Genomic DNA, 24,238 nt, shown 5'->3' on the forward strand with positions numbered 1-24,238 from the left:
GATGGTCGCGATTCAGCTCAGGAATGTTGGATTCCCTTACACGCCGACATACCAGGTAACATTCTGTAATAATGAATAGAAACAAATAGAACTATTCTTATAATACTAAGCGATGAATTGCGTCTACTAATCAGGAGGTCATGCAATGAAACGATATCTCACCATCATGATGGCCGCATTGACCGTGTTGCTGACCGGATGCGCCACCACCATACGCAGCGATGTGACCGTCTTCCATGAGTGGCCTGCGCAATTGCAGGACAAATCGTATGCGTTTGAAACGCCAGATGCCGAAAATGACACGCTGGAATACCGCAGCTACCAGAACCTGGTGCGCGCGGAACTGGCCAAGCACGGCTTCGGCGAGGCTTCCGGCCCTGCGGCAGCCAATTTGCGCGTGGCAATGCATTTTTCCACCGTCGACTATCCTGAGCGCGTGCTGCAAGCCACCGACCCATTCTGGTATGGTCCTGGCTACTGGCCTGGCCGCTACGGCTACCGCTACGGCGCATGGCCAGGCTATGGCCGCTTCGGCTACAACCCCTATTGGTATGGCCCGCTGGAAATGGAAGAGAGCGTACGCCATAAGTACGAACGCGAATTGCGTGTGACGATCAATGACCGCAGCGGCAAGAAACTGTACGACGTGACCGTGCAATCGACCAGCAACAAGCGCGCCACGTCGCAAGTGATGCCCGCCATGGTGGCGAGCGCCTTTGCCGACTTCCCCGGCCAGAGCGGCGTGCCACGCAAGGTCGAAGTGAAAATAGAATAATTTCGTGGCAAGACAAAAAAACCGGCTGGTGCAGCGATGCGCCAGCCGGTTTTTTCATGCCTGTTTTATGCCTATGAGTAATACGCCTCGGCGGCAAAGGTGAGCGCGCCGATCAGGGCCACGGCCAATAACAGCACGAGCAGCAGGCGGCCGAACTTCGGCGCGCCGTCATGTGGGCCGCTCATGGCACGATGATGGTCGAACCGGTCGTCTTGCGCCCTTCCAGGTCCGCGTGCGCCTGGGCGATATTGGCCAGGCTGTAGCGCTGGTTGATCTCGATCTGCACTTCGCCGCTGCTGACGACGCCGAACAGCGAGGCCGCCATCTCTTCCAGGTTGGCGCGGTTCGAGGCATAGCTGAACAGGGCCGGGCGCGTGATGAAGAGCGAGCCGCGCGAGGCCAGTTCGCTCAGCGTAAAGGCCGGCACGGGACCGGAAGCGTTGCCGAAGCTGACCATCATGCCCAGCGGCGCCAGGCAGTCGAGCGAGCCCGTAAACGTGTCCTTGCCGATGGAATCGTAGACCACGGAGACGCCCTTGCCGCCCGTGATCTCGCGCACGCGCTCGACGAAGTTTTCCGTGTTGTAGTTGATGACGTGGGCCGCGCCGTGCGCCTTGGCCAGCGCCGCCTTTTCATCGGAACCGGCCGTGCCGATCAGGTTCACGCCCAGCACCTTGGCCCATTGGCAGGCGATCAGGCCCACACCGCCAGCGGCCGCGTGGAACAGGACGGTATCGCCCGCCTTCAGCGCCACCGTGCGGTGGAACAGGTATTGCACCGTCAAGCCTTGCAGCATCATGGCGGCGGCCGTATCAAAACCGATGCGCTCGGGCAGCACCAGCAGCAGGGCCGCCGGCAGGTTGCGCTGCTGCGCATAGGCGCCATTGATGCGCGCCGCATACGCCACGCGGTCGCCGACCTTCACTTCCGTGACGCCCTCGCCCACCGCCTCGACGATGCCCGCGCCCTCGACGCCCAAGCCATTCGGCAGCGGCTGCGGATACAAGCCCGTGCGGAAATATACGTCGATGAAATTGAGGCCGATGGCCTCGTGTTTCACGCGCGCCTCGCCGGGGCCGGGCGGCGGCAGTTCCACGTCCACGTATTCCATCACTTCCGGGCCGCCCACGCGCTGTACGCGAATGGCTTTGGTGGTAATCGTTGCGCTCACAATATGCTCCTTGAAGAAGAATCGGGAAAAACGTCAGGCGGCCGCGCTGGCCCGCGCCTGCAGCTGCGACAGCACCAAATGCGCCGACGACAGATTCGTTGCGCACGCCACGTTGTGCACGTCGCAGGCGCGCACCAGGGCGTTGATGTCCGGCTCGTGCGGCTGCGGCGTCATCGGGTCGCGCAGGAAAATCACGCAATCGATCAAGCCTTCCACCAGCAGCGAGCCGATCTGCAAGTCGCCGCCGAACGGGCCCGAATGCTTGCGCTCGACGGCCAGGCCCAGCTCGTTGATCAGGCGGCCGCCCGTCGTGCCCGTGGCCGACAGTTCGCAGCTCTTGAGGAAATCCAAGTATTCGCCCGCCAGGGTAATCATGTCATCTTTTTTCTTGTCGTGGGCAATCAGGGCGATGCGTGTTTTCATGGTGCGGACCATTTCAGTGAGTGGAAGAATTATTTCTTTTTCGACAGCAAGTAAATACCGGCCAATACCAGGCTGGTGCCAGCCAGTTGCCAGTTGGTGATCGGTTCGTCGAGGATCATGGCACCGAGGAACAGGGTCGACACGGGGCCGATCATGCCCGCCTGCGAAGCGACGGGCGCGCCGATGCGTTCGACGGCGATCATCGTCATAAAGACGGGCATCACCGTGCAAAAGATGCCGTTGAGCAAGGACAAGCCATACACGGGCATGGGCTGGATCAGCAGTTCGACGGGGCGCAGGATGAAAAATTGAGCGATGCAGGCAAAGCTGGCCACGCACATCGCGTAGCTGACCAGGCGCATGGAGCCGATACGTTTCACCAGCTCGCCCGAGCCCAGCAGATACACGGCATACGAGCAGGCCGAGCCCAACACGAGGGTGGAACCGAGCGCCACATTGCTGGCGCCGCCCTGCAAGTCGTGCACGAACACCAGCACGATGCCGCAATACGAGGTGAGCAAGGCCAGCCATTGCAGGCGGCTGATGCGCTGCTTGAAGTACACGGTGGTAATCAGCAGCACGAAGGTGGGCGTGAGAAACAGGATCAGGCGCTCCAGCCCCACGGAAATGTATTGCAGGCCCAGGAAGTCCAGATAGCTGGACAGGTAATAGCCGACCAGGCCCAGCCCGACGAGGCGCCAGCGGTCGCTGACCGACAGTGGCGGCTCCGTGCGCATCTTCCACCAGGCGATGACGGCGAACACGGGCAGCGAGAAGATCATCCTGAAGGCGATCAGGGTGACGGCGTCGATCTGGTAGCGGTACAGCAGCTTGGCGACGATGGCCTTGGTGGAAAACAGCACCGCCCCGCCCACGGCGATGGCCAGGCCACCGAGATAGACGGAACGGGGAATAGATGGAGGGGTTGCTTGCGGGGAACTGGAGCTCATGCCCAGATTGTAATGGCAAAAGCCAAAGGCGGCGTGGGTGGGGCGTAGGTCGGGCGTAGGTCGGGTTAGCCCAAAGGGCGTAAACCGACACCACCGCAATGTAACCCGACACCACCGCAACGTAACCCGCCCCCCATCCCCGCCAACCATGTTGTCGGATTACGCGCAGCATCGCCGCGCTAATCCGACCTACCCTTTATGCCACCACCACCGCCGCCGCGCCCGCCGTCACTGTGGCCGTCGTCACGCGCGCAATCACGTTCGACGGCGCCGCCGTGCCGATCAGTTTATTCACCTGCTTGAACTGCGCCACCAGCTTGCCTGGCGTCAAGGTGACCACCGTGTAGCCCTGCGCATCCGTATTCAAATGCTTGATCCACGGATTGTTGCCAAGGCCGGACAATTGCTGCGCCAGGCCCAGCAGGGTCACACTGAAGTCAGTGCTCGCTTTCAAGCCAGCCTGCACGGCAGAGACCGTTGCGTCGAGCTGCGCTTCCGGCACGCCCTTGGCGGCCAGGGCGCCGCGCAGTTGCACGCGCAACTGCTCCAGCAGGCTGTCGACGGTGGGCGCCGTCTTGCCCATGGTGTAGTCGAGCAGGTTGACGTCGAGGTTGACCGTGCCCAGGCCCGTGACGGGAATGGCCAACGGATAACTGACGAGAGTGCCGATGTCGCCCAAGGCGCCAGCGGCCGACTTCAGGTAGCTGAAGAAGGAATCCGAGCTGACGCCCGCCGAGACCAGGTCCACCATGACGGGCGTGCCGCCGCCGGCCGCGTCGAAGTCGTCGCTGACCGTGCCGGCAAAAAACGAGTGGATATCGCCGGTAATGGCGACCACGTTGCCGATGGCGTTGTTTTTCAGGTACGTCATCAAATTCTTGCGCTCGCTGTTGTAGCCATCCCACTGGTCGCAATTGAGCAGAAAGCGCGTGAAGAACGGCGCCAGCGCCGCTTGCTGGCCCGACGCGGCGACAAAGCTGGACGCCGCGCCCTTGGCCTGCACGTCGGGCTTGATCCAGCCGAAGGCGATCACTTGCGCGGCGGCCGCAGGCGTGGCGCTGTTGTAGGCGGCCACCGTGATGCCGGCCTGGGCCGCGCTCAAACCGGCGCCCACGGCAGCGGCGCCCTGCGCGCCGGCGTTGGCTGCCGCGCCGGCAATCGCCATGGCCGCCGCCTGCGCCACGGACTGCGATGCACCTGCCGTCGAGGCGGCGACGATGCTTGAGGCCAGCGGCACGCTGCCGCCCACCAGCGGCAAGGTGCTGGCGATGGCCTGGCCCACGTTCGACATCGCGCTCAGGGCCAGCAAAGTGGCAATCGCATCCGTGCCATTCAGGCCCATGCGCAGCAGGGACACTTCATTGCCCCACAGCTTCCAGGTCGAGGTGGCCGCCTTCATCTTGCTTTTCCACCAGTCGCGCTGCGTGCTGCCCAGCATGGAAACAAAGGCCAGCGGGTCGGCGCCAGCCTTGGTGGCGGCTGCCATTTTCTGTCCTTCCACGCTGTCGAACAGCGCTTGCGGCACCAGGTAGCGGCTGCCGATGCTGCCCAGCGGCTTGCCCGTGGCGGGGTTGATCGTCGATTCGGCGATCGCATGGTCGGCGCGGTACAGGCGCTCGTCCGTCATCACCAGCTGCATCAGTTTGCCGAACTGGAAATCGCGGTAGATCTGGATGTTCTGGAACGTTGTCGCGGCGGCATCGAACGTGACGTCGGCCGGCATGTATTCGAACCATGCCTGGTTGGCGCTGCGGCGGCGGGCCGGCTGGTGCAGATCGCTGCCATCAAGCGCCACGATGCCTTCGTAGGTGGAGGCATCCTGCCAGGCGTCGTCCGTGAATTCATGGTCATCCCAGATGGCGATGAAGGCGAAGCGCTCGTGCACGGCTTGCAGGCGCGTATCGGTGCGGTATTTCTTGTACAGGTAGCGGTAATCGGCCACCGTGGTCGCGTATTTCGCGCCGGAGGTGCCGCTTTTATACGTGCCGTCGGGCAATTTCAGTTGGTCGTGGCGGCTTTCCACGGCGCCGCTCTGGAAGGCCTCGCCCACCGTTTCATAGATGTAATCGCCCAGGTGGACGATGAAATCGAGCGATTCGTTGGCGGCGATGTGCGACAGCGCACCCCAATGGTTGATGCTCCAGTCCTGGCACGTCAGATAGGCGAACTGCAGCTGCGACACGTCGGCAGTGGCGGCGGGCGCCGTCTTGAAACGGCCCACGTTGGAGCGCACGTCGCCGGCGATGAACTGGTAAAAATACACCTGGCCCGGCTGCAGACCCGTCACCTTGTGGCGCAGGGTATTGTCGAAATCGGCTTTCAGGGGCAGCTTGGCGTCGACGATGGGCGTGCCGGCCAGGGCCGTATTGCCGCCCAGGGCGGCCGTATTGTCGCTGGCGCTGACGATCAGGCGCACGGCCACGTCCGACTTGCCGGCCACGGCGGGCGCGACGGCGTCGAAACTGGCTGGCACGACGCGCGCCCACAGCATGGCGCTGTCGGCGCGCGGATCGCCCGAGGCCACGCTTTGCGGGAATTTCCAGTCGCTGCCCGAGGCCAGCGGCACGCCAGGATCGCTGTGATCGGTGCTGCCGCAGGCGGCAAGGCCGACGGTGGCCACGGAAACCGTAATAAAGCCGCCCAATTTCAGAAATTGCCGCCTGTCCATTTGACTTGCCATGATGTCGCGCCCTCGATATGGTGAAAGCGCGTCACTTTAGCAACAGATTGTGTCATCCTGATGACGGAGCCATGCCGCTTCGCAGGGGGCCGATATGCTAAAATGTCGGCCACAATTGAACACCCGTCTAAGGAAGATTCGACATGGCAGGACATAGCAAATGGGCCAATATCAAGCATAAAAAGGCTGCCACCGATGCCAAGCGCGGCAAAATCTGGACGCGCCTGATTAAGGAAATCACGGTCGCGGCCCGCATGGGCGGCGCCGACGCCATCACCAATCCGCGCCTGCGCCTGGCCGTCGACAAGGCGGCTGACGCCAATATGCCGAAAGACAACGTCCAGCGCGCGATCAACCGCGGCAGCGGCGGCGTCGATGGCGCCAACTATGAAGAAGTGCGCTACGAAGGCTACGGCGTGGGCGGCGCGGCCGTCATCGTCGAATGCATGACCGACAACAAGGTCCGCACGGTGGCCGAGGTACGCAACGCCTTCAACAAGAATGGCGGCAACATGGGCAACGAAGGCTCCGTTGCCTTCATGTTCCAGCATTGCGGCCAGCTGCTGTTCGCGCCGGGCACCGACGAAGACAAGCTGATGGAAGCGGCCCTGGAAGCGGGTGCCGACGACGTCATCGCCGATGAAGAAGGCGGCTTCGAAGTGGTCACGCCCGTGCACGATTTCGCCGCCGTCAAGGAAGCGCTGGAAGCGGCCGGCTTCAAGGCCGAAGTGGCCGAAGTCATCATGAAGCCGGCGACGGAAACCGTCTACGCGGGCGACGACGCCGTCAAGATGCAAAAACTGATCGATGCGCTGGAACTGCTGGACGACGTCCAGGAAGTCTTTACGAATGCCTTGATCGAAAACTAAGCAAAAATATGCTGTACACCTCAAGGGCGGCACCGCCGCCCTGCAACCCACACTGAACGAACGGTCCCTATGAAAATTCTGGTAGTCGGCTCTGGCGGCCGCGAACACGCCCTGGCCTGGAAACTGGCCCAGTCCGAACGCATACAGATGGTGTATGTCGCACCGGGCAACGGCGGCACCGCGCGCGATGCGCGCCTGGTCAATCTCGACATCAGCGACCCGCAATTGCTGGCCGACTTCGTTCAGCAGGAACACGTCGGCCTGACCGTCGTCGGCCCGGAAGTGCCGCTGGCGGCCGGCATCGTCAACCTGTTCCGCTCGCGCGGCCTGAAAATCTTCGGCCCGACCAAAGAAGCGGCACAGCTGGAGTCGTCGAAGGACTTCGCCAAGGCCTTCATGCAGCGCCACGGCATCCCGACGGCCGCCTACCAGACGTTTTCCGACGTCGCTCCCGCGCATGCCTACGTCGACGCCATGGGCGCGCCGATCGTCATCAAGGCCGACGGCCTGGCCGCCGGCAAGGGCGTGGTCGTCGCCATGACCCTGGAAGAAGCGCACCAGGCGGTCGACATGATGCTGTCCGATAACCAGTTCGGCGACGCCGGCGCGCGCATCGTCATCGAGGAATTCCTCGCCGGCGAAGAAGCGAGCTTCATCGTCATGTGCGACGGCAAGAACATCCTGCCGCTGGCCACCAGCCAGGACCACAAGCGCCTGAAGGATCACGACCAGGGCCCGAACACGGGCGGCATGGGCGCGTATTCGCCGGCACCCATCGTCACGCCGGCCATGCATGCGCGCGTCATGCGCGAAATCATTGTGCCGACCATCCAGGGCATGGCCAAGGACGGCATCACGTTCACGGGCTTCCTGTACGCTGGCCTGATGATCGACGACAAGGGCACGCCGAAGACGCTGGAATTCAACTGCCGCATGGGCGACCCGGAAACGCAACCCATCATGGCGCGCCTGAAGACCGACCTGGTCACCGTCATGGAACACGCCGTCAACGGCACGCTCGACGCAGTGGAACTGGAATGGGACCGCCGCACGGCCGTTGGCGTCGTGATGGCCGCCGCCGGCTACCCTGACGATCCCGTCAAGGGCACGCCGATCGGCGACATCCCGGCCGAAACGCCGGACGCCGTCACCTTCCATGCGGGCACCCGCATCGACGGCGAACGCCTGGTCACCAATGGCGGGCGCGTGCTGTGCGTGGTGGGTCTGGGCGACAGCATCAAGATGGCGCAGAAGCAGGCATATGAAACCGTGGAAAAAATCCATTTCGACGGCGCGCAGTACCGCCGCGACATCGGCTGGCGCGGCCTGAAGCACTAAGCACCCAGCACGCCGCTTTGCGGCAAACGGCGGGGCCGGCGCGGAAGTCATCCGCCCCGGCCCCGTTCATATTGGCGCGCCGGGAAAACCGGCGTTGCGCTAAGATGCAGCCCATGTCCAGCCCCAGCCAACTCCACCCCGCCCTCGCCCAGGTGCGCCAGCTCGGCCTGATCACGGACGATGAACTCGACGACGCCATCGCCGAACTGGACATTATCGAACTGCAACGCAGCCATAACGAAGAAGAGGATATCGACGTGCCGGAGCTGGCCGCTGACGCGGGGCTGGTCGACACCCTGGCATGGCTGCTGCTCACGGACCTGCTGCCGCAGCACGGCTTCCTGCAGCGGGTGCGCGACCTGCCGCGCCAGCATGGCGGCGCGGCCCTGCTCGAGCGCCAGCAACTGGCCGCCGACGCGCTGCGGCAAGTCAACCGCCAGGCCATCGACACCCTGTACGACGAGGACCTGATCGACCAGTGGCAGCGCGACGCCGCGCACGCCAGCTTGCCTGCGGACCGCCTGCTCGCCTCGCCGGTTGCCGCCCTGTGCGACATGCTCCGGCAAGGCACCTTGTCCGCGCCCCAATTTGAAGCGCTGCGCCTGCGCGCCCGCCAGCGCGGCTCGGAACTGGCCGTCATCATCATCGACGCCGCCGCGCGCCAGACCCGCCGCGAGCTGCCCGCCCATGCGCGCCCGGGAACGTGGGTGAAGGCCGCGCTGATACTGCTGGTACTGGCCTTTGCGGCCAGCGCCATGATCAGCAAGCAAGTGCCCACTCCCACCGCCGCCACCGCTGAGCAGGGCGCCGAACGGCATGACCTGCAGCAGCGCGCCGCGCAGGCCGTGGAAAGTGCGCGCCTGCCCGGCGCCGGACCGGACCTGTCCGTCACCGTGGAGCAGGACGGCGCCGCGCCGCCGGCGCGCTGAACCACGGCGCACTTCCCGCGCCGGCGGTGATGATGGCATACTGCCGTTTTGCCACCAATGCGGGGAAACCATGGCCTGGAATGAAGGATACGTGTCGGATATCGAGTACACCAACGGTTTTTACAGCGACCTGAGTCCGCATCACCTCAATTTCAGCTGCATCCTCAACGGCATCGAACCGGTCCCCCTGGACCAGCCCTACACCTACTTTGAACTGGGCTTCGGGCGCGGCCAGACGCTCAACGTGCTGGCCGCCGCCAACCCTAACGGCCAGTTCTACGGCAACGATTTCAATCCGGCCCATGTCGCCGGCGCACGCACCCTGGCGGCAAAGGCACAGTTGGGCAATCTGACCCTGCTGGAGAACAGCTTTGAAGAATTGGCGCAGGGCCGCGTGGCCGATCTGCCGCAGTTCGACTTCATTACCCTGCATGGCATCTACACCTGGGTCAACCGGGAGAACCGCCAGCACATCGTCGACTTCATCGCGCGCTACCTGAAACCGGGCGGCATCGTTTCGCTCAGCTATAACGCTATGCCGGGATGGAGTTCCGCCCTGCCGCTGCAACGCCTGCTGCTGGAGTTTGCCGCCAGCTTCCCCGGCCGCAGCGACATGCAAATGCAGGCTGGCATCGCCTATGTGCAACAGCTGCAGAATCTACAGGCTGGCTACATCGCGGACAATCCCGCACTCGCGCCGCGCCTCAATGCGCTCATCAACAGCGATCCCCATTACAGCGTGCATGAGTATCTGAACCAGGACTGGGAACCGCTGTACCACGCCGACGTGATGCGCGATGTGGCGCGCGCCAAGCTCGATTTTGCCGGCTCCGCCGACCTGCCTTTGGCCTTTCCCGAGCTGTACCTGAACGCCGACCAGCAAGCCACCATCGACTTGCTGCCCGATGCGGCCAGGCGCGAAACGATGAAGGATTATTTTCTCAATACCAGCTTCCGCAAGGACGTGCTGGTACGGGGCGCGCGCCGCATGGGGGCCGTGCGCCAGGCCGAATGTTACGCCGACGTGCACCTGGCCATGCTGGTGCCGCGCGCAAAAATGACCTTCACCTTCCAGACCAAGGCGGGCGTCGTGACAGGCAACGAGCAGGTCTACGGCGCCGTCTGCGACGCGCTGGCCAACGGCCCGCATAGCCTGGCCGAATTGGCCGCACTGCCCTCCTTGCCCGGACAGAGCGTGCAAAGCCTGGCGGAGGTGGCGGCCATGCTCGTCACTGGCGGTCAGGTCGTGATGTATTTCCCGAGTCAGGCGCACGCCGACAGCGGCGACGCAGCCGCGCGCCGCCTGAACCAGACCGTCGGCGCGCAGCAGCGCTACGGCGACGACTACCGCATCCTGTGCTCGCCATTGACAGGCAGCGGTATCGATACGGAATTCATCGACCGGCTGCTGTTTTCGCTGCTGACCCAGGAGCGGGAGCAGCCGGACCTGGCCACCCTGCAGGCGCAGGCGGCCACCGCCATGGCGCGCTGCGGGCGCCGCCTGCTCAAGGATGGCGCTGCATGCGCCGACGAGGCGGCGCACCAGCAGCTGCTCAACGCGGCCATCGAGGAATTCATGCGGGACACGCTGCCCGTGCTGCAGCAATTGCGCGTGCTGTAGAAGGCGCTGGCCGCGGACGGTGCGCGCGGCCAGCCCAAAACCACGGCGCAAGCGCCGCCCTATCACAAAAACGCGTAACAGGGTACAATCCGTCCTTACTTTTTTATTTCGGCCTCGTCGGCCCACGCGATGTCGTCAACTCCCTCTCCTTCGGCCGTCAAGGCTTATTTGCTCGATTTGCAAAGCCGTATCGTGCAGGCGCTCGAAGCGCAGGACGGCAAGCCCTTCCTGACCGATGCCTGGCAGCGCCCCGAGGGCGGCGGCGGCATTTCGCGCCTGATCGAGGAAGGCAATGTGTTCGAGCGGGGCGGCGTGAATTTTTCGCACGTCACCGGCGCCGCATTGCCGCCATCGGCCGCGGCCGCGCGCCCTGAACTCGGCGGCAAGGCATGGGAAGCGATGGGCGTGTCGCTGGTGCTGCATCCGCGCAATCCCTACGCGCCCACGGTGCACATGAATGTGCGCTTTTTCAGCACCGTGAATACCGATGGCGAACCCGTATGGTGGTTCGGCGGCGGCATGGACCTGACGCCGTACTACGGCGACGCAGGCGACGTGAAGCACTTTCACCAGATGTGCCATGACGCGCTGGCGCCGTTCGGCGGCGAACTGCATCCGAAGTTCAAGCAGTGGTGCGACGATTATTTCTACCTGAAGCACCGGCGCGAAGCGCGCGGCGCCGGCGGGATCTTCTTCGACGACTTCAACGCCCTGGGCTTTGACGACAGCTTTGCCATGCTGCGCAGCGCAGGCGACGCCTTCATCGACGCCTATGTGCCGATCCTGGCGCGCCGCAAGGACACGCCGTACGGCGAACGCGAACGCGATTTCCAGTGCTACCGGCGCGGACGCTATGTCGAGTTCAACCTGGTGTTCGACCGCGGCACCCTGTTCGGCCTGCAATCGGGTGGACGCACCGAGGCGATCCTGATGTCGATGCCGCCCCTGGTCAAGTGGCGCTACGACTGGCACCCGGAAGCGGGCAGTCCCGAAGCGGCGTTGTATACTGACTTCCTCGTGCATCGCGACTGGCTGCAGGCGTGAAGGAAAGTGGTACGGCATGCGTGGCGCTACTCGGTGGCAGCTACGATCCGGTGCACATGGGCCACGTCGCGCTGGGCACGCATTTTTCCAGCCTGCTGCACGCCGACGAACTGCGCGTGATTCCGGCCGGCGCGCCCTGGCAAAAGAGCAAGCTGGGCGCCACCGGCCAGCAGCGCGCCGAGATGGCCAGCCTGGCCTTTGCAGGCCTGCCCCTGCCTGTGGTGATCGACCGCCAGGAAATCGAGCGCAGCGAACATGGCCAGGCCAGCTACACCATCGATACCTTGCGCCAGGTACGCGCCGAGCTGGGACCGCGCGCTTCCATCGTTTTCCTGATGGGCGCCGACCAGCTGCAGCGGCTCGCGACATGGCGCGAATGGCAGCAATTATTTGAATACGCGCATATCTGCGTCGCGGCCCGCCCCGGCTTCGCGCTGAATGACACAGCAGTACCGCAAGTGGTCGCCGATGCATTTTCGCGCCGCCTGGGGTCTCTGAAAAGCATCCGCAACACGCCGCACGGTCTGACTTATCTGGCACAGGACTTCGCGGTGGATATCTCCGCCACCGAAATACGTGCGGCATTACAACGGGGGAATCGGGCAAACTCGCTTCTTTCCCCGCTAGTGCTAGACTATATTGAACAACATAATTTATACAAAAGCTAAATGGACATCAAAAAACTGCAAACCCTCGTCGTTGACGCCCTGGAAGACGTCAAAGGCCAAGACATCGCCGTCTTCGAAACGAGTCATCTGACCAGCCTGTTCGACCGCATCGCGATCGTCTCCGGTACCTCGAACCGTCAAACCAAGGCGCTGGCCGCCTCGGTGCGCGACAAGGTCAAGGACGCCGGCGGTCAAATCATCGGCATGGAAGGCGAGGAAACCGGTGAATGGGTGCTGGTCGATCTGGGCGACATGATCGTCCACATCATGCAAGCGCCTATCCGCGCCTACTACCGCCTGGAAGAAATCTGGGGCGACACCCCGGTCAAGCTGGGCGCCGCCAAGCGCGCGCCGAAAAAAGCGGCCGGCGACGAGCCGAAAAAGGTCAGCGGCCATCTGGCGGCAAGCAAGGCCAATGTGGAAGCTTCGCCCGTGATCGAAAAGAAAACGCCAGCGAAGAAAGTCACTGCTGCCACCGCCGCCAAGAAAGCCCCGGCGAAAAACGCCACCGCTTCCAAAGCCGTCGGCAAGACCGTGAAAGTCGCGCCTACCAAGACCGAAGCAGCTGCCGTGAAAGCGCTGAAAGCGCTGCCGGAGAAAAAAGTGCGCGCCCCACGCGCGGCCAAGCCGGCAGCCGATGCTGCACCGGCAAAAACCGTGATCAAGCGTATCAAAAAAGTCGAAGCGTAAGCCTCGATGCAGCTCATCATCGCTGCGGTCGGCCATAAAATGCCGGCCTGGATAGAGACGGGCTTCGCGGAATACGCGAAGCGCATGCCGCCGGAATTGCGCATCGTGCTGAAAGAAATCAAGCCGGTGGAGCGCTCCGGCAGCAAGACCGCCGCCACGGCGATGGCGCTCGAACGCGAGCGCATCGAAGCCGTCCTGCCCAAGGGCGTGCGCATCATCGCCCTCGACGAACGCGGCAAGGATCTGACCAGCGTCGGCCTGTCGCAGCAATTGATGGCGTGGCAGCAGGATGGCCGCGACACGGCTTTCCTGATCGGCGGGGCCGACGGCCTCGATCCGCAACTCAAGGCGCGTGCCGAAGGCATGCTGCGCATTTCCAGCATGACCTTGCCGCACGGCGTGGTGCGCGTGATCCTCGCCGAGCAGCTCTATCGTGCCTGGTCGATCACGCAAAACCACCCCTACCACCGTGTCTGAACTCCCCCATGAAAACGGCTGATCACAAGATCTACCTCGCCTCCAAAAGCCCGCGCCGGCGCGAACTGCTGCGCCAGATCGGCATCGATTTCGAATTGCTGCTGCTGCGCAGCGACGGCCCGCGCGGCGCCGACGTCACCGAGGAAGTCCTCCCCGGCGAATCGGCGCTCGACTATGTCGCCCGCGTATCGAATGAAAAAGCCGCCTTCGCCTGGGACCTGGTGCGCCGCCGCCACCTGACCCCGCGCCCCGTGCTGGCGGCCGACACCACCGTCACCATCGACGGCGTCATCCTCGGCAAGCCGGCCGACCGGGCGGAAGCTGTGGCGATGCTGCAGCAGCTGTCGGGCCGCACGCACGAGGTGCTGACCTCGATCGCCGTGCACTACAAGGATTTCGCCGAACAGCGCACGCAGGTGTCGCAAGTGCGCTTCGGCGTGCTCTCGCCCGCCTCGATCGCCGCCTATTGCGCCACGCCGGAACCGTACGACAAGGCCGGCGGCTACGGCATTCAGGGCAGCGCCGCGCTGTTCGTCGAGCATATCGAAGGCAGCCATTCCGGCATCATGGGCCTGCCCCTGTACGAAACCGCACAGTTGCTACGGCTGGCAGGTTTGCCCCTGCCCTGATCCCGGGTATGATGTCATTCGTTGCCTCCACTCCCGCGCCCCCATGAACGAAGACATCCTGATCAATATCACGCCGCAAGAAACGCGTGTCGCCCTCATCCTGCAGGGCGCCGTGCAGGAATTGCACATCGAGCGCACGCTCACGCGCGGCCTGGCCGGCAATGTATATTCCGGCAAAGTGGTGCGGGTGTTGCCGGGCATGCAGTCGGCCTTCATCGACATCGGCCTGGAACGCGCCGCCTTCCTGCACGTGGCCGACATCTGGGAAGCGCGCGGCCACGACGGCCAGAACGCGACGCCGGCGCCGATCGAAAAAATCCTGTTTGACGGCCAGGTGCTGACGGTGCAGGTGATCAAGGACCCGATCGGCACCAAGGGCGCGCGCCTGTCGACGCAGATTTCCATCGCCGGGCGCATGCTGGTCTATCTGCCGCAAGACAAGCACATCGGCATCTCGCAGAAAATCGAAAAGGAAGCGGAGCGCGAACAGCTGCGCGTGCGCCTGCAAAGCCTGCTGCCGCCCGATGAAAAAGGCGGCTACATCGTGCGCACCATGGCCGAAGACGCATCCGACGCAGACCTGAAGGCCGACGTCGACTACCTGAGAAAAACCTGGAGCACCATCACGCACGGCGCGCGCACGCGTCCCGCCACCAGCCTGCTGCACCAGGACTTGAGCCTGGCGCAACGCGTGCTGCGCGACTTCGTCGGTGATGAAACGGCCACCATCCAGGTCGATTCGCGCGAAAACTATGTAAAACTGCGCGAATTCGCGGAAATCTACACGCCCAGCGAACTGACGCGCCTGCAGCACTACACGGGCGAGCGCCCCCTGTTCGACCTGTACGGCGTGGAAGAAGAGATCTTGCGCGCGCTGGGCCGCCGCGTGGATTTGAAGTCCGGCGGCTACCTGATCGTCGACCAGACGGAAGCGATGACCACCATCGACGTCAACACGGGCGGTTTTGTCGGCGGGCGCAATTTCGCCGACACGATTTTCAAGACCAACCTGGAAGCGGCGCACGCCATCGCGCGCCAGCTGCGCCTGCGCAACCTGGGCGGCATCATCATCCTCGACTTCATCGACATGGACAACGCCGAGCACCGCAACGCCGTGCTGGCCGAACTGAAGCGCACCTTGTCGCGCGACCGTACCAAGGTCTCGGTGAGCAACTTCTCGCCGCTGGGCCTGGTGGAAATGACGCGCAAGCGCACGCGCGAGTCGCTGGCCCACATCCTGTGCGAACCGTGCCCCGCCTGCGCCGGCAAGGGCCAGGTGAAAACCTCGCGCACGATCTGCTATGAAATCCTGCGCGAACTGCTGCGCGAGGCAAAACAGTTCAACCCGCGTGAATTCCGCATCCTCGCCTCGCAGGAAGTGGTCGACCTGTTTTTGGAAGAGGAATCGCAGCACCTGGCCATGCTGGGCGACTTCATCGGCAAGAAAATCTCGCTGCAGGTGGAGAACGCCTACCACCAGGAGCAGTACGACGTGATTCTGATGTAGCCATGCCCGGCACCACCGCCTTCTGGCGCGACCCGGCCATGCCCCACGTGGAGAGCCGGCGCGCCTGCCACAGCCGCGCGTGCTACAAGCCGCACAGCCATCCCACGTTTTCCATCGGCGCCGTCGATTCGGGCGGCAGCATCTTTACGGGCAGCAAAGAGGGCAAGGTGGCTCTTGGCAATGGCACCCTGGTGCTGGTGCCGGCCGGCTGCGTGCACGCCTGCAATCCCCTGCCTGACGCCGTCTGGAGCTACCAGATGCTGCATCTCGATGCGCAGTGGCTGCAAATCCACGTGCCGCGGCTGGATGCAAGCAGCGCCAGCGTACTGCACGAACCTGTCCTGTATGCGCAGTTCTGTGCCATGAATGCGCTGCTGTTTTCGCCCGCAGCCGCGGCCGCCAAGCAAGAGGCCCTGCTGGCCTTGCTACACGCCTGTGCCGATGCCGGCGGGGCAATCCCCCTCCCCTCGCACGCTGCCCGCATCCCGATGCAACTGCGCCCGGTAGTGCAGCAGCTGCAGTCTCAACCGCTGGCCAGCCTGGCGCAACTGGCCGAAATGGCCGGCATGAGCCGCTACCAGCTGATCCGCGCCTTCCGTGCCGCCACCGGCATGACGCCGCATGCGTACCAGCTGAATCTGGGCGTCAACCGCGCGCGCAGCGACTTGCAGGCGGGCAACGCCCTGGCCGACATCGCCTGCGCGCTGGGGTTTGCCGACCAGAGCCACCTGCAGCGCGTCTTCAAGGCGCATGCCGGCATCACGCCGGGACGCTATCGCGGCTGAAGTGCCTGCAATTTTCTTCAATACAGACCGGAGCGTCCCCCCGCATACTCGCGCATCGCCATTGCCGGAGTCGCGTTTCATGCAGGATTTTCTCCTTATCGCCGCCGCCCACTTCCTCGCGCTGCTGTCGCCGGGGCCCGATTTTTTCCTCGTCGCCCGCAGCGCGCTGGCGCACGGCTGGCGCGGCGCCATGCCAGCGTGCATCGGCATCGCACTGGCCAATGGCGTGTTCATCGTGGCGGCGTTTGGCGGCGTCGCCGTGCTGCATCCAGGCAGTCCCCTGTTTATCGCCGTGCAATTGACGGGCTGCGCTTATCTGCTGTACCTGGGCGGCCTATTCCTGCGCCATGCGGGCACCACGACGCTGACGGCAGCGCCGGCCGCCACGCCCGGCAGGGCGCACTGGCGCAACGGCCTGGGCATGGGTTTCCTGTCTGCCATCCTGAATCCGAAGAATGCGCTGTTCTACGTGAGTCTGGCGTCCGTCGTCGCCAGCCGGCAAACGGGCAGCGGCTCGGTCGTGCTGTATGGCGTGTGGATGGTGTGTGCGGTGCTGGCGTGGGACATGGCGGTGGCGCTGGCCATCGGCAATGGCGCGCTGCGGCAGCGCTTCGCGCGCGCCCTGCCATTGCTGGAACGGCTATCGGGCGCCGTGCTGATCGTGCTGGCGGTGCTGCTGCTGGTAAATATCGCCAGCAGCAGTGTCTGACGGATCAGGCCGGCAGCGGATCCAGGTAAAACACGGCATACACTTTCAGCGGCGTGGTTTCCGTCGCTTTTTCCGAACGCACGACGGAGCAGTCGTCGGCAGCCAGGCTGCGCCAGTTCTGGATGCCGGCCTTGGCGAACATCGCATGCGCGGGAGCATTCGCGGCCAGGTCCAGCACCAGGCAGGCGTTGCGCGGGCCGGCGCCGTAGTTGACGGCGCGGATCTCGATGCCGAAGGTCGTCATCCACGGCTCCCACAAGCCCTTTTCCTTGCCGGCCGCCATGCGCTCGAGCATGTCGCCGAAGCTCAAGCCTTTCTTGACGGTGCTGCGCAAGGCGGCCAGCGACGGCGCCAGGCGGGGATCGGGCTGCTTGTTGCCGGCGCGGATTTCGGCGATCGCCTTCAATTCCTTGATGATGGCTGCGTCGCGCTCCGTGTAGTCGCGCATGCGCGCGTAAAACTCGGCGTCGAGGAAGGGATTGACGGTCAGTTTGGCGACGCCCTCTTCGCGGCGTTTCGGGGAAGGCGTGTTGGTTTTGGTCATGGCGGTAGAGGGCAAGAGAAACGATGAGGGGCGCCAGTTTAACATCATGGCGCGTCGGCGGCGGCGTTAGCGCCGCTTTAATGTTGCGCCTGGCGGGTGCGGGGCGGCCACTACGGCGCGCGCACCGGGCCGCATGAAGCCAGGCCGCGGCCCGAACAGGAAGACGGCGCCGGCATACAGTCCCGCCAGGGGGAAGCGCACCTCCCTGAGCAACTGGTGGAAAATGGCGATCGACTGCGCGCGGGTGACGGGCATCTCGGCGCGCCACTGGCACAGCACGTCATGCACGAGGCTGGCATGGTAGGTGGCGGGCAAGCCCAGGTGCTGCGCGCCATCGGGCGTGCCCACATAAAACAGGCCGAGCACGCTGATACAGGGCGAACAGCCATCCCAGGCATAACCGGCACGGACGCGGATCGCCGATTCGCGTATCGTCACCCACTCGTTTTCAAATTCAATGCCTTCGAGTAGCGGCGAGCAATAACCATAGTCGCTGCCCAGTGCATAGCGCCAGGCGTTGCCGGGCATGCCGAAATTCTTCGGCATCAGCGGCCTCCCTGCTGTGCATGCTTTTCCGTCGTCTGCATGGCGTTGTCTTGATCAATATCAATATCAAGATTTAAACATACTCTGGCAAAAGAAGGGCAACAAGTGGCAGGCTCAGGCGCGCGGCGGCGCCGTCGACTCGCGCACCACCAGCTCGGGCTTCAGGCGCACGTCGATCACCGGGGAGTCGGGCGAGGCGATGGTTTGCAGGATCAGCCGGGCCGCTTCCGTGCCGATGCCGTGGTGGCGGATGCGGATGGTGCTCAAAGGCGGACGGATCATATCCATGTAGGGCATGTCGTTGTGGCCCACGATGGAAATATCTTCGGGACAGCTCAAGCCCAGTTCGCGGATGGCGTCGTAGCAGCCGAGGGCCACCAGGTCGCTGCCCGTCACCACGGCCGTCGTTTGCGGCGACTGGCGCAGCAGTTCCAGCAGGGCCGCCTTGCCGCATTCGCGCGAATAGCCGCTGCTTTCAAAGACGAACGCTTGCGAGGGGTCGAGTTCGCTGGCCTGAATGGCGGCCAGGAAACCGAGACGGCGCACGTGGCCCGTGGACAGGTTTTCCGGGCCGGCAATGTGCGCGATATGGCGGTGACCGAGCGCCAGCAAGTGTTCCACGGCCAGGCGCATGCCGACCACGTCGTCGCTGACGACGCAGGAAGCGACGCCCGTCTCGTCGCTGCGGTTGACGGTGACGACGGGCACATTCTGGTCGATGCACATCTTGATGACGGGATCGTCGCGCCGTGCGGTAGCCAAAATCAGGCCATCGACCTGCTGCCCCAGCAGGCGGTTAATGACGTACAGCTGCTCTTCCTCGTCGGCGCCCACATTGGCGACGATGGCCAGGTAGCCATGCTTGCGCAAGCCCTCTTCGATGCCCAGCAAAATCGGCGGGAAAACAGCGTTGGTGATGTCGGGCAAGACCACGCCGATGATGCGCGACTTGCGCGTGACGAGGGTCGAGGCGGCGCGGTTCGGCCGGTAGCCGAGGCGGCCCGCTTCGGCCAGCACGCGCGCGGCCACCTCGGCGCTGACCATTTGCCGCGTTGCCGGGTTCATCACGCGCGACACGGTGGAAAAGTGCACGCCGCTGGCCCGCGCAACGTCGCTTAAGGTGGGGTTCTTGTTTGTCATGGGCTTCCCGGATCGCAATACTGTGATTTTATCGTAAAAATTCCCCATTTCGTCAAAAACCGAGCAAACGCTTGCATTGAAATAAAGCCGTTGCCCAAAGCGGTTTTGGTACGCTTAAGTACATTCCAGCCTTGACAGCGTGCAAACGCTTGCATACCATGGCTCGGACTTACCACTCGGGCCTGGTTGCCCCTCCCAGAATTCCTATGTCTACTTCGCACAGCAAGCATGCCGAACAGAACGGCGAAACCTTCAACCTGAAAGAAGCCGCCCTTGCCTATCACGCACAACCCCGCGCAGGCAAGATTTCCGTCACGCCCACCAAACCGCTGGGCGACGCGCGCGCCCTGACCCTGGCGTACTCGCCGGGCGTGGCCTTCGCCTGCGAAGCCATCGTGGAGGATCCGCGCACGGCCGGCACCTACACGTCGCGCAGCAACCTGGTGGCCGTGATCACCAATGGCACGGCCGTACTGGGCCTGGGCGATATCGGCCCGCTGGCCAGCAAACCGGTGATGGAAGGCAAAGCTTGCCTGTTCAAGCAGTTCGCCGATGTCGATGTGTTCGACATCGAGCTGGCCGAGAACGATCCCGACCTGTTCATCGACACCGTGGTGCGCATGGAGCCGACCTTCGGCGGCATCAACCTGGAAGACATCAAGGCGCCCGACTGCTTCTACATCGAACAGCAATTGCGCAAGCGCATGAACATTCCCGTCTTCCACGACGACCAGCACGGTACGGCCATCATCGTCGCGGCCGGCATCCTGAACGGCCTGGAGCTGGTGGGCAAGGATATCGGCAATGTGAAAGTGGCCGTCTCGGGCGCCGGCGCGGCCTCGATCGCCTGCCTGGACTTGCTCGTCTCGCTGGGCCTGAACAAGTCGCTGCTGAAAGTGTGCGACAGCCAAGGCGTGATCTACCCGGGCCGCGATGCCAACATGGAAGAGAACAAGGCGCGCTACGCGAACGATACGAGCGACCGCGACCTGGCCGATGCCATGGTCGGCGCCGACATCTTCATCGGCGTCTCGAAGGGCGGCGTGGTCAGCGCACAGATGGTCGAATCGATGGCCGCCAAGCCTTTGATCTTCGCCCTGGCCAATCCGCATCCGGAAATTGCCCCGGAAAAAGTGCACGCCGTGCGCGACGACGCCATCGTGGCGACGGGCCGCTCGGATTATCCGAACCAGATCAACAATGTGCTGTGCTTCCCGTACATCTTCCGCGGCGCGCTCGACGTGGGCGCCACCACCATCAATGAAGAGATGAAGCTGGCCTGCGTGCGCGCCATTGCCGCGCTGGCCAAGGAGCCGTTGCCAGGCCACGAGAGCAGCGCCCTGACGCCGTTGCAACTGATCCCGTCGCCGTTCGACGAGCGTCTGCGCAACTGGGTCGCGCCTGCCGTATCCCAAGCGGCCATCGCTACCGGCGTAGCCACGCGCGTGCCGGCTACCGCCTGATGCGCAAGGCAAGGCCCTCCTTGCCTTGACAAAATTACAGCAAGTTACCATTGCTTACAAAAAAACCATGGTTCAAAACCATGGTTTTTTCGTTTATACCCTTGGGCTTGGCGAATTGATTTCAAAAAAGCAATTTTTACGTCGGCGTTTTTGCATGAACCTTCGATTACAATGACGCCTACTTTATGTTGCTACAGTTGTCATAATGGCGACGACGTGCGTTACCAAGGATATTCATGCTCGGTTTGACCTCTGTTTGTGTTTTTCTCTTTTCGGCATTGGCGTTGCCTGTCACCAGCGGATATTCCCTTGGCGCGCTGGTTCTTCTGCTGGCCAGCAGCTGGTTGCTATGGAAACGTCCCCGCCTGAACCTGCAACGCCAGGATTATCTAATGCTGGGCACGCTATTGCTGTATTTCTGTATTTTCACGGCCAACATGCTGTACCACGCAGATCCTGCCCGCGAACTCGACATTCCATTGCGGGCACTGCTGGCCATACCCGTCCTGTTGTTGCTCATTGCGTATCCGCCACGGCCGGAGGCTTGGTGGGCAGGCTTAGCCGTCGGCGCCATTGCTGGCACAGCATTGGCGATGTGGCAATTTTTTATTCAGGATATGCCGCGCCCTCTCGCAGCAACCAGTAACGCGATTCACTATGGCAATATCAGCATCTTGCTGGGTATGTTGGCCATGTGCGGGCTCGACTGGGCCAGCATGCAAGCTCACCGCTGGTTATGGAGAGCCGTCATGCTATTGGGCTGCTTGGCAGGCATCGTCGGCTCCATCATCAGCGGCAGTCGCGGCGGCTGGATCGCCTTGCCCGTCTGCCTGATTTTCTTCGTCGTACATCACAGCAAAAAGCATGGCAAACGCTATCTGATGATGGGACTGTTGGCCCTGGCGGGCCTGTCCATCGTGGCCTACGTTTTGCCCCACTCGACGGTAAAAGAGCGCATTACTCTTGGCATTTCCAACATTCACACATTTGAGGACCGCGGGGAAGTTGATACCTCCATCGGGCAACGTCTCGAAATGTGGCGCACCGCGATCGATATGTCCCAGCAACGCCCCTGGACAGGCTTGGGTCGCAACGGTTACATGGAACAAAAATCGATGTTGGTGGCGGAAGGTAAGGCAAACATTTCCATACGCAGGCATACCAATGCCCATAACGACTACCTCGATACGATGGTCAAACGCGGCATTATCGGTGTCTTGGCCTTGTTGGCGCTCTTCCTTGTACCGTTGGCACTGTTTGCACGCTCCCTGCGCCAGAGTTCCCCCGCTGCCCAGCCCTATGCACTGGCCGGCGTGGTGCTATGCACTTGCTACCTGATTTTTGGCCTTACGACGAGCTCGCTCACCCTGAATATCGGCATCATCATGCTGGTCTTCCCGATGGTGATATTGTGGGCCCTGTTGCGCCAGCAAGAGCGCACCGCTTGAGCTCGTTTTTCGCCTGACCGTTTTTGCTGTCCCCTGCAAGGAATCATACCGATGCTCACGCCCGACCTGAAGCGCCTTACCGCGCTGCACGCGCCCTATAAGAAACACCTGGCCCTGGCCCTGCTGGCGATGGTCGTCACGGCGGGCACGGAACCGCTGCTGCCGTATGCGCTCAAGCTGCTGCTCGACAATGGTTTTGGCGGCAAAGTGCGTTTTTCCTTCTGGCTGGTGCCGCTGATCGTCATCGGCATCTTTGCCATCCGCGGCGCGTCGACGTTTGCCAGCAGCTACCTGATGAGCTATGTCTCCACGCGCATCCTCAACGAATTGCGGCGCCGGATGTTTGCCAGCATGCTGAACTTGCCCATCGACTTCTACAACACGCACACGGTGGGCAAGGTCATCAACTCCATCATGTTCGAGGTGCAGCAGATCATCGAGATGGTAACCAAGGTGTTTACCTCGATCGTGCGCTCCTCGCTGACCGTGCTGGGCTTGCTGGCATGGCTGCTGTACCTGAACTGGGCACTGACCCTGGTGACCCTGGTGCTGCTGCCCGTGCTGACCATCGTCGTGCGCACCACGGGCAAGCGCCTGAAAAAACTCAACCGCGACTCGCTGGCCGTCAATGCCGAGCTGACCCAGGTCATCGAAGAAACCACGCGCGCGCAGCAAGTGATCAAGATCTTCGGCGGCCAGGCCTACGAGAAGGCGCGCTTCGAAGAGCGCGCCGAACAATTGCGCCGCTACAGCATGCGCATGACCACGACCTTTTCCGCCACCGTGCCCATCACGCAGGTGATCACGGCCGCCGCCGTGGCCCTGGTCATCGTGATGGCCCTGTTCCAGTCGGAGCAGGGGCAGATCACGGTCGGCGGCTTTGTATCCTTCATCACGGCCATGCTGATGCTGCTGACGCCGTTGAAGCAACTGGCCGAAGTCAACGGTCCCCTGCAACGCGGCATGGCCGCCGCTGAGGAAGTCTTTTTGCTGATCGACAAGACGCCGGAACGCACGGGCGGCAAGCCGCTGGCCGGCCGCAGCAAAGGCCGCATCGAGTTCAAGGACGTGAGCTTTGCCTACCCCGGACATCCGGAACCGGCCCTGCGACACATCGACCTGAACATCGCGCCGGGACAAACGGTCGCCTTTGTCGGCATGTCCGGCGGCGGCAAATCGACCCTGGTCAGCCTGCTGCCCGGCTTTTACTCGGTCAGCAGCGGTGAAATCTTGCTCGATGGACAGAATATCGATGCCATCGCCTTGACCAGCCTGCGCAGCCAGATCGCCATGGTCAGCCAGCAGGTGGTGCTGTTCGACGATACCCTGGCCGCCAATATCGCGTATGGCGATGCGGCCCCGGACCGGCAGCGCATTGAGGCAGCCGCCGCGGCAGCCTTCCTGTCGGACGTCATCGACGGCTTGCCCGACGGCCTGGAAACGCGCCTGGGCGACAATGGCTCGCGCCTTTCCGGCGGCCAGCGCCAGCGCGTGGCCATTGCCCGCGCGATCTACAAGGATGCGCCCATCCTGATTCTCGATGAAGCCACCTCGGCACTGGATACGGAGGCGGAACGGGCCGTGCAAGCGGCACTGGAACACCTGATGCAAGGAAAAACCACCTTAGTTATTGCTCATCGCCTATCAACAATTGAACGGGCGGACCGTATCGTGGTATTGTCACATGGGAAAATAATGGAAACCGGCAGTCACCAGCAATTATTGGACGCCAACGGCGCCTATGCCAATCTGCACCGCCTGCAATTTTCCCAGCAAGTGGCATGACACCATCCCACCCAGTGGTATGACACCATCGAATGAATACCTGAAAT

General features: G+C 63.0%; 22 protein-coding genes and 1 pseudogene. 16 read left to right on the forward strand and 7 right to left on the reverse strand.

The genetic code is table 11. The features are described from left to right. Positions 1–145: 145 nt before the first annotated feature. Positions 146–775 (forward strand): DUF4136 domain-containing protein, encoded by a 630-nt coding sequence (locus AC3RCG_RS23775; RefSeq protein ID WP_070287869.1) that lies wholly within the window; start codon positions 146–148, stop codon positions 773–775. 181 nt (positions 776–956) lie between these two features. Here the strand turns inward: AC3RCG_RS23775 and AC3RCG_RS23780 are convergent, their stop codons facing one another. The 4 genes from AC3RCG_RS23780 to AC3RCG_RS23795 all read right to left on the reverse strand — a co-directional run bounded on the left by AC3RCG_RS23780 (position 957) and on the right by AC3RCG_RS23795 (position 5,999). Next, positions 957–1,886: a quinone oxidoreductase family protein gene (locus AC3RCG_RS23780; RefSeq protein ID WP_070287925.1), complete on the reverse strand. Its 930-nt coding sequence runs from the start codon at positions 1,884–1,886 to the stop codon at positions 957–959. A gap of 93 nt (positions 1,887–1,979) precedes the next feature. Next, positions 1,980–2,369, reverse strand: coding sequence for a methylglyoxal synthase (locus AC3RCG_RS23785; protein WP_070310373.1), 390 nt, complete (start codon positions 2,367–2,369; stop codon positions 1,980–1,982). 29 nt (positions 2,370–2,398) lie between these two features. Continuing rightward, entirely contained in the window at positions 2,399–3,319 is a 921-nt protein-coding gene (locus AC3RCG_RS23790) for a DMT family transporter (protein WP_070310309.1), read from the reverse strand. Positions 3,320–3,515: 196 nt separating this feature from the next. After that, positions 3,516–5,999: an alkaline phosphatase D family protein gene (locus AC3RCG_RS23795; RefSeq protein ID WP_492401806.1), complete on the reverse strand. Its 2,484-nt coding sequence runs from the start codon at positions 5,997–5,999 to the stop codon at positions 3,516–3,518. A gap of 143 nt (positions 6,000–6,142) precedes the next feature. Between AC3RCG_RS23795 and AC3RCG_RS23800 the strand changes: the two genes are divergently transcribed. The 12 genes from AC3RCG_RS23800 to AC3RCG_RS23855 all read left to right on the forward strand — a co-directional run bounded on the left by AC3RCG_RS23800 (position 6,143) and on the right by AC3RCG_RS23855 (position 17,265). Beyond that, positions 6,143–6,868 carry a YebC/PmpR family DNA-binding transcriptional regulator gene (locus tag AC3RCG_RS23800; protein ID WP_070224399.1) on the forward strand — a complete coding sequence of 242 codons (726 nt, stop codon included), beginning with the start codon at positions 6,143–6,145 and terminating at the stop codon, positions 6,866–6,868. Positions 6,869–6,937: 69 nt separating this feature from the next. Then, positions 6,938–8,206 (forward strand): phosphoribosylamine--glycine ligase, encoded by a 1,269-nt coding sequence (gene purD, locus AC3RCG_RS23805; RefSeq protein ID WP_492401805.1) that lies wholly within the window; start codon positions 6,938–6,940, stop codon positions 8,204–8,206. 113 nt (positions 8,207–8,319) lie between these two features. Beyond that, positions 8,320–9,135 carry a hypothetical protein gene (locus AC3RCG_RS23810; protein ID WP_492401804.1) on the forward strand — a complete coding sequence of 272 codons (816 nt, stop codon included), beginning with the start codon at positions 8,320–8,322 and terminating at the stop codon, positions 9,133–9,135. 70 nt (positions 9,136–9,205) lie between these two features. Beyond that, a complete protein-coding gene (locus AC3RCG_RS23815; protein ID WP_070310512.1) occupies positions 9,206–10,756 on the forward strand; it encodes a class I SAM-dependent methyltransferase in 1,551 nt (516 codons plus the stop codon). Positions 10,757–10,885: 129 nt separating this feature from the next. Further along, on the forward strand, positions 10,886–11,800 hold the full coding sequence (hemF, locus tag AC3RCG_RS23820; protein WP_492401802.1) for an oxygen-dependent coproporphyrinogen oxidase: 915 nt from the start codon (positions 10,886–10,888) through the stop codon (positions 11,798–11,800). A gap of 20 nt (positions 11,801–11,820) precedes the next feature. Then, positions 11,821–12,468 (forward strand): nicotinate-nucleotide adenylyltransferase, encoded by a 648-nt coding sequence (gene nadD, locus AC3RCG_RS23825; RefSeq protein ID WP_492401801.1) that lies wholly within the window; start codon positions 11,821–11,823, stop codon positions 12,466–12,468. After that, entirely contained in the window at positions 12,469–13,158 is a 690-nt protein-coding gene (gene rsfS / locus AC3RCG_RS23830; RefSeq protein WP_492401800.1) for a ribosome silencing factor, read from the forward strand. Between the two features lie 6 nt (positions 13,159–13,164). Beyond that, positions 13,165–13,635 (forward strand): 23S rRNA (pseudouridine(1915)-N(3))-methyltransferase RlmH, encoded by a 471-nt coding sequence (gene rlmH / locus AC3RCG_RS23835; RefSeq protein ID WP_034747108.1) that lies wholly within the window; start codon positions 13,165–13,167, stop codon positions 13,633–13,635. An 8-nt stretch (positions 13,636–13,643) separates the two neighbouring features. After that, positions 13,644–14,264, forward strand: a complete 621-nt coding sequence (locus tag AC3RCG_RS23840; protein WP_070224393.1) for a Maf family protein — start codon at positions 13,644–13,646, stop codon at positions 14,262–14,264. A 43-nt stretch (positions 14,265–14,307) separates the two neighbouring features. After that, positions 14,308–15,771 carry a ribonuclease G gene (gene rng / locus AC3RCG_RS23845; RefSeq protein WP_034747098.1) on the forward strand — a complete coding sequence of 488 codons (1,464 nt, stop codon included), beginning with the start codon at positions 14,308–14,310 and terminating at the stop codon, positions 15,769–15,771. Between the two features lie 2 nt (positions 15,772–15,773). Beyond that, positions 15,774–16,556, forward strand: a complete 783-nt coding sequence (locus AC3RCG_RS23850) for an AraC family transcriptional regulator (protein ID WP_409027920.1) — start codon at positions 15,774–15,776, stop codon at positions 16,554–16,556. 79 nt (positions 16,557–16,635) lie between these two features. Further along, the gene (locus AC3RCG_RS23855; RefSeq protein ID WP_492401799.1) at positions 16,636–17,265 is read left to right on the forward strand and encodes a LysE family translocator; all 630 of its coding nucleotides are present in this window, start codon (positions 16,636–16,638) and stop codon (positions 17,263–17,265) included. Between the two features lie 4 nt (positions 17,266–17,269). On the opposite strand, the gene AC3RCG_RS23860 is transcribed toward AC3RCG_RS23855, so the two are convergent. The 3 genes from AC3RCG_RS23860 to AC3RCG_RS23870 form a co-directional block, all read right to left on the reverse strand. Next, the gene (locus tag AC3RCG_RS23860) at positions 17,270–17,809 is read right to left on the reverse strand and encodes a hypothetical protein (protein ID WP_230502344.1); all 540 of its coding nucleotides are present in this window, start codon (positions 17,807–17,809) and stop codon (positions 17,270–17,272) included. A 66-nt stretch (positions 17,810–17,875) separates the two neighbouring features. Beyond that, entirely contained in the window at positions 17,876–18,355 is a 480-nt protein-coding gene (locus AC3RCG_RS23865) for a hypothetical protein (RefSeq protein WP_492401797.1), read from the reverse strand. 114 nt (positions 18,356–18,469) lie between these two features. Beyond that, positions 18,470–19,495, reverse strand: a complete 1,026-nt coding sequence (locus AC3RCG_RS23870) for a LacI family DNA-binding transcriptional regulator (protein WP_492401796.1) — start codon at positions 19,493–19,495, stop codon at positions 18,470–18,472. Between the two features lie 206 nt (positions 19,496–19,701). Here AC3RCG_RS23870 and AC3RCG_RS23875 point away from each other — a divergent pair. From AC3RCG_RS23875 to msbA, 3 genes and pseudogenes are all read left to right on the forward strand, one after another. Further along, positions 19,702–20,940 (forward strand): annotated as a pseudogene (locus AC3RCG_RS23875) (malic enzyme-like NAD(P)-binding protein); the annotation flags it as partial. 254 nt (positions 20,941–21,194) lie between these two features. Continuing rightward, positions 21,195–22,406, forward strand: a complete 1,212-nt coding sequence (locus AC3RCG_RS23880; RefSeq protein ID WP_070224385.1) for an O-antigen ligase family protein — start codon at positions 21,195–21,197, stop codon at positions 22,404–22,406. A 51-nt stretch (positions 22,407–22,457) separates the two neighbouring features. Next, a complete protein-coding gene (gene msbA / locus AC3RCG_RS23885; protein ID WP_070287849.1) occupies positions 22,458–24,191 on the forward strand; it encodes a lipid A export permease/ATP-binding protein MsbA in 1,734 nt (577 codons plus the stop codon). Positions 24,192–24,238: the final 47 nt, after the last annotated feature.

This window comes from Janthinobacterium sp. GW823-FHT01H08 (assembly GCF_058797855.1).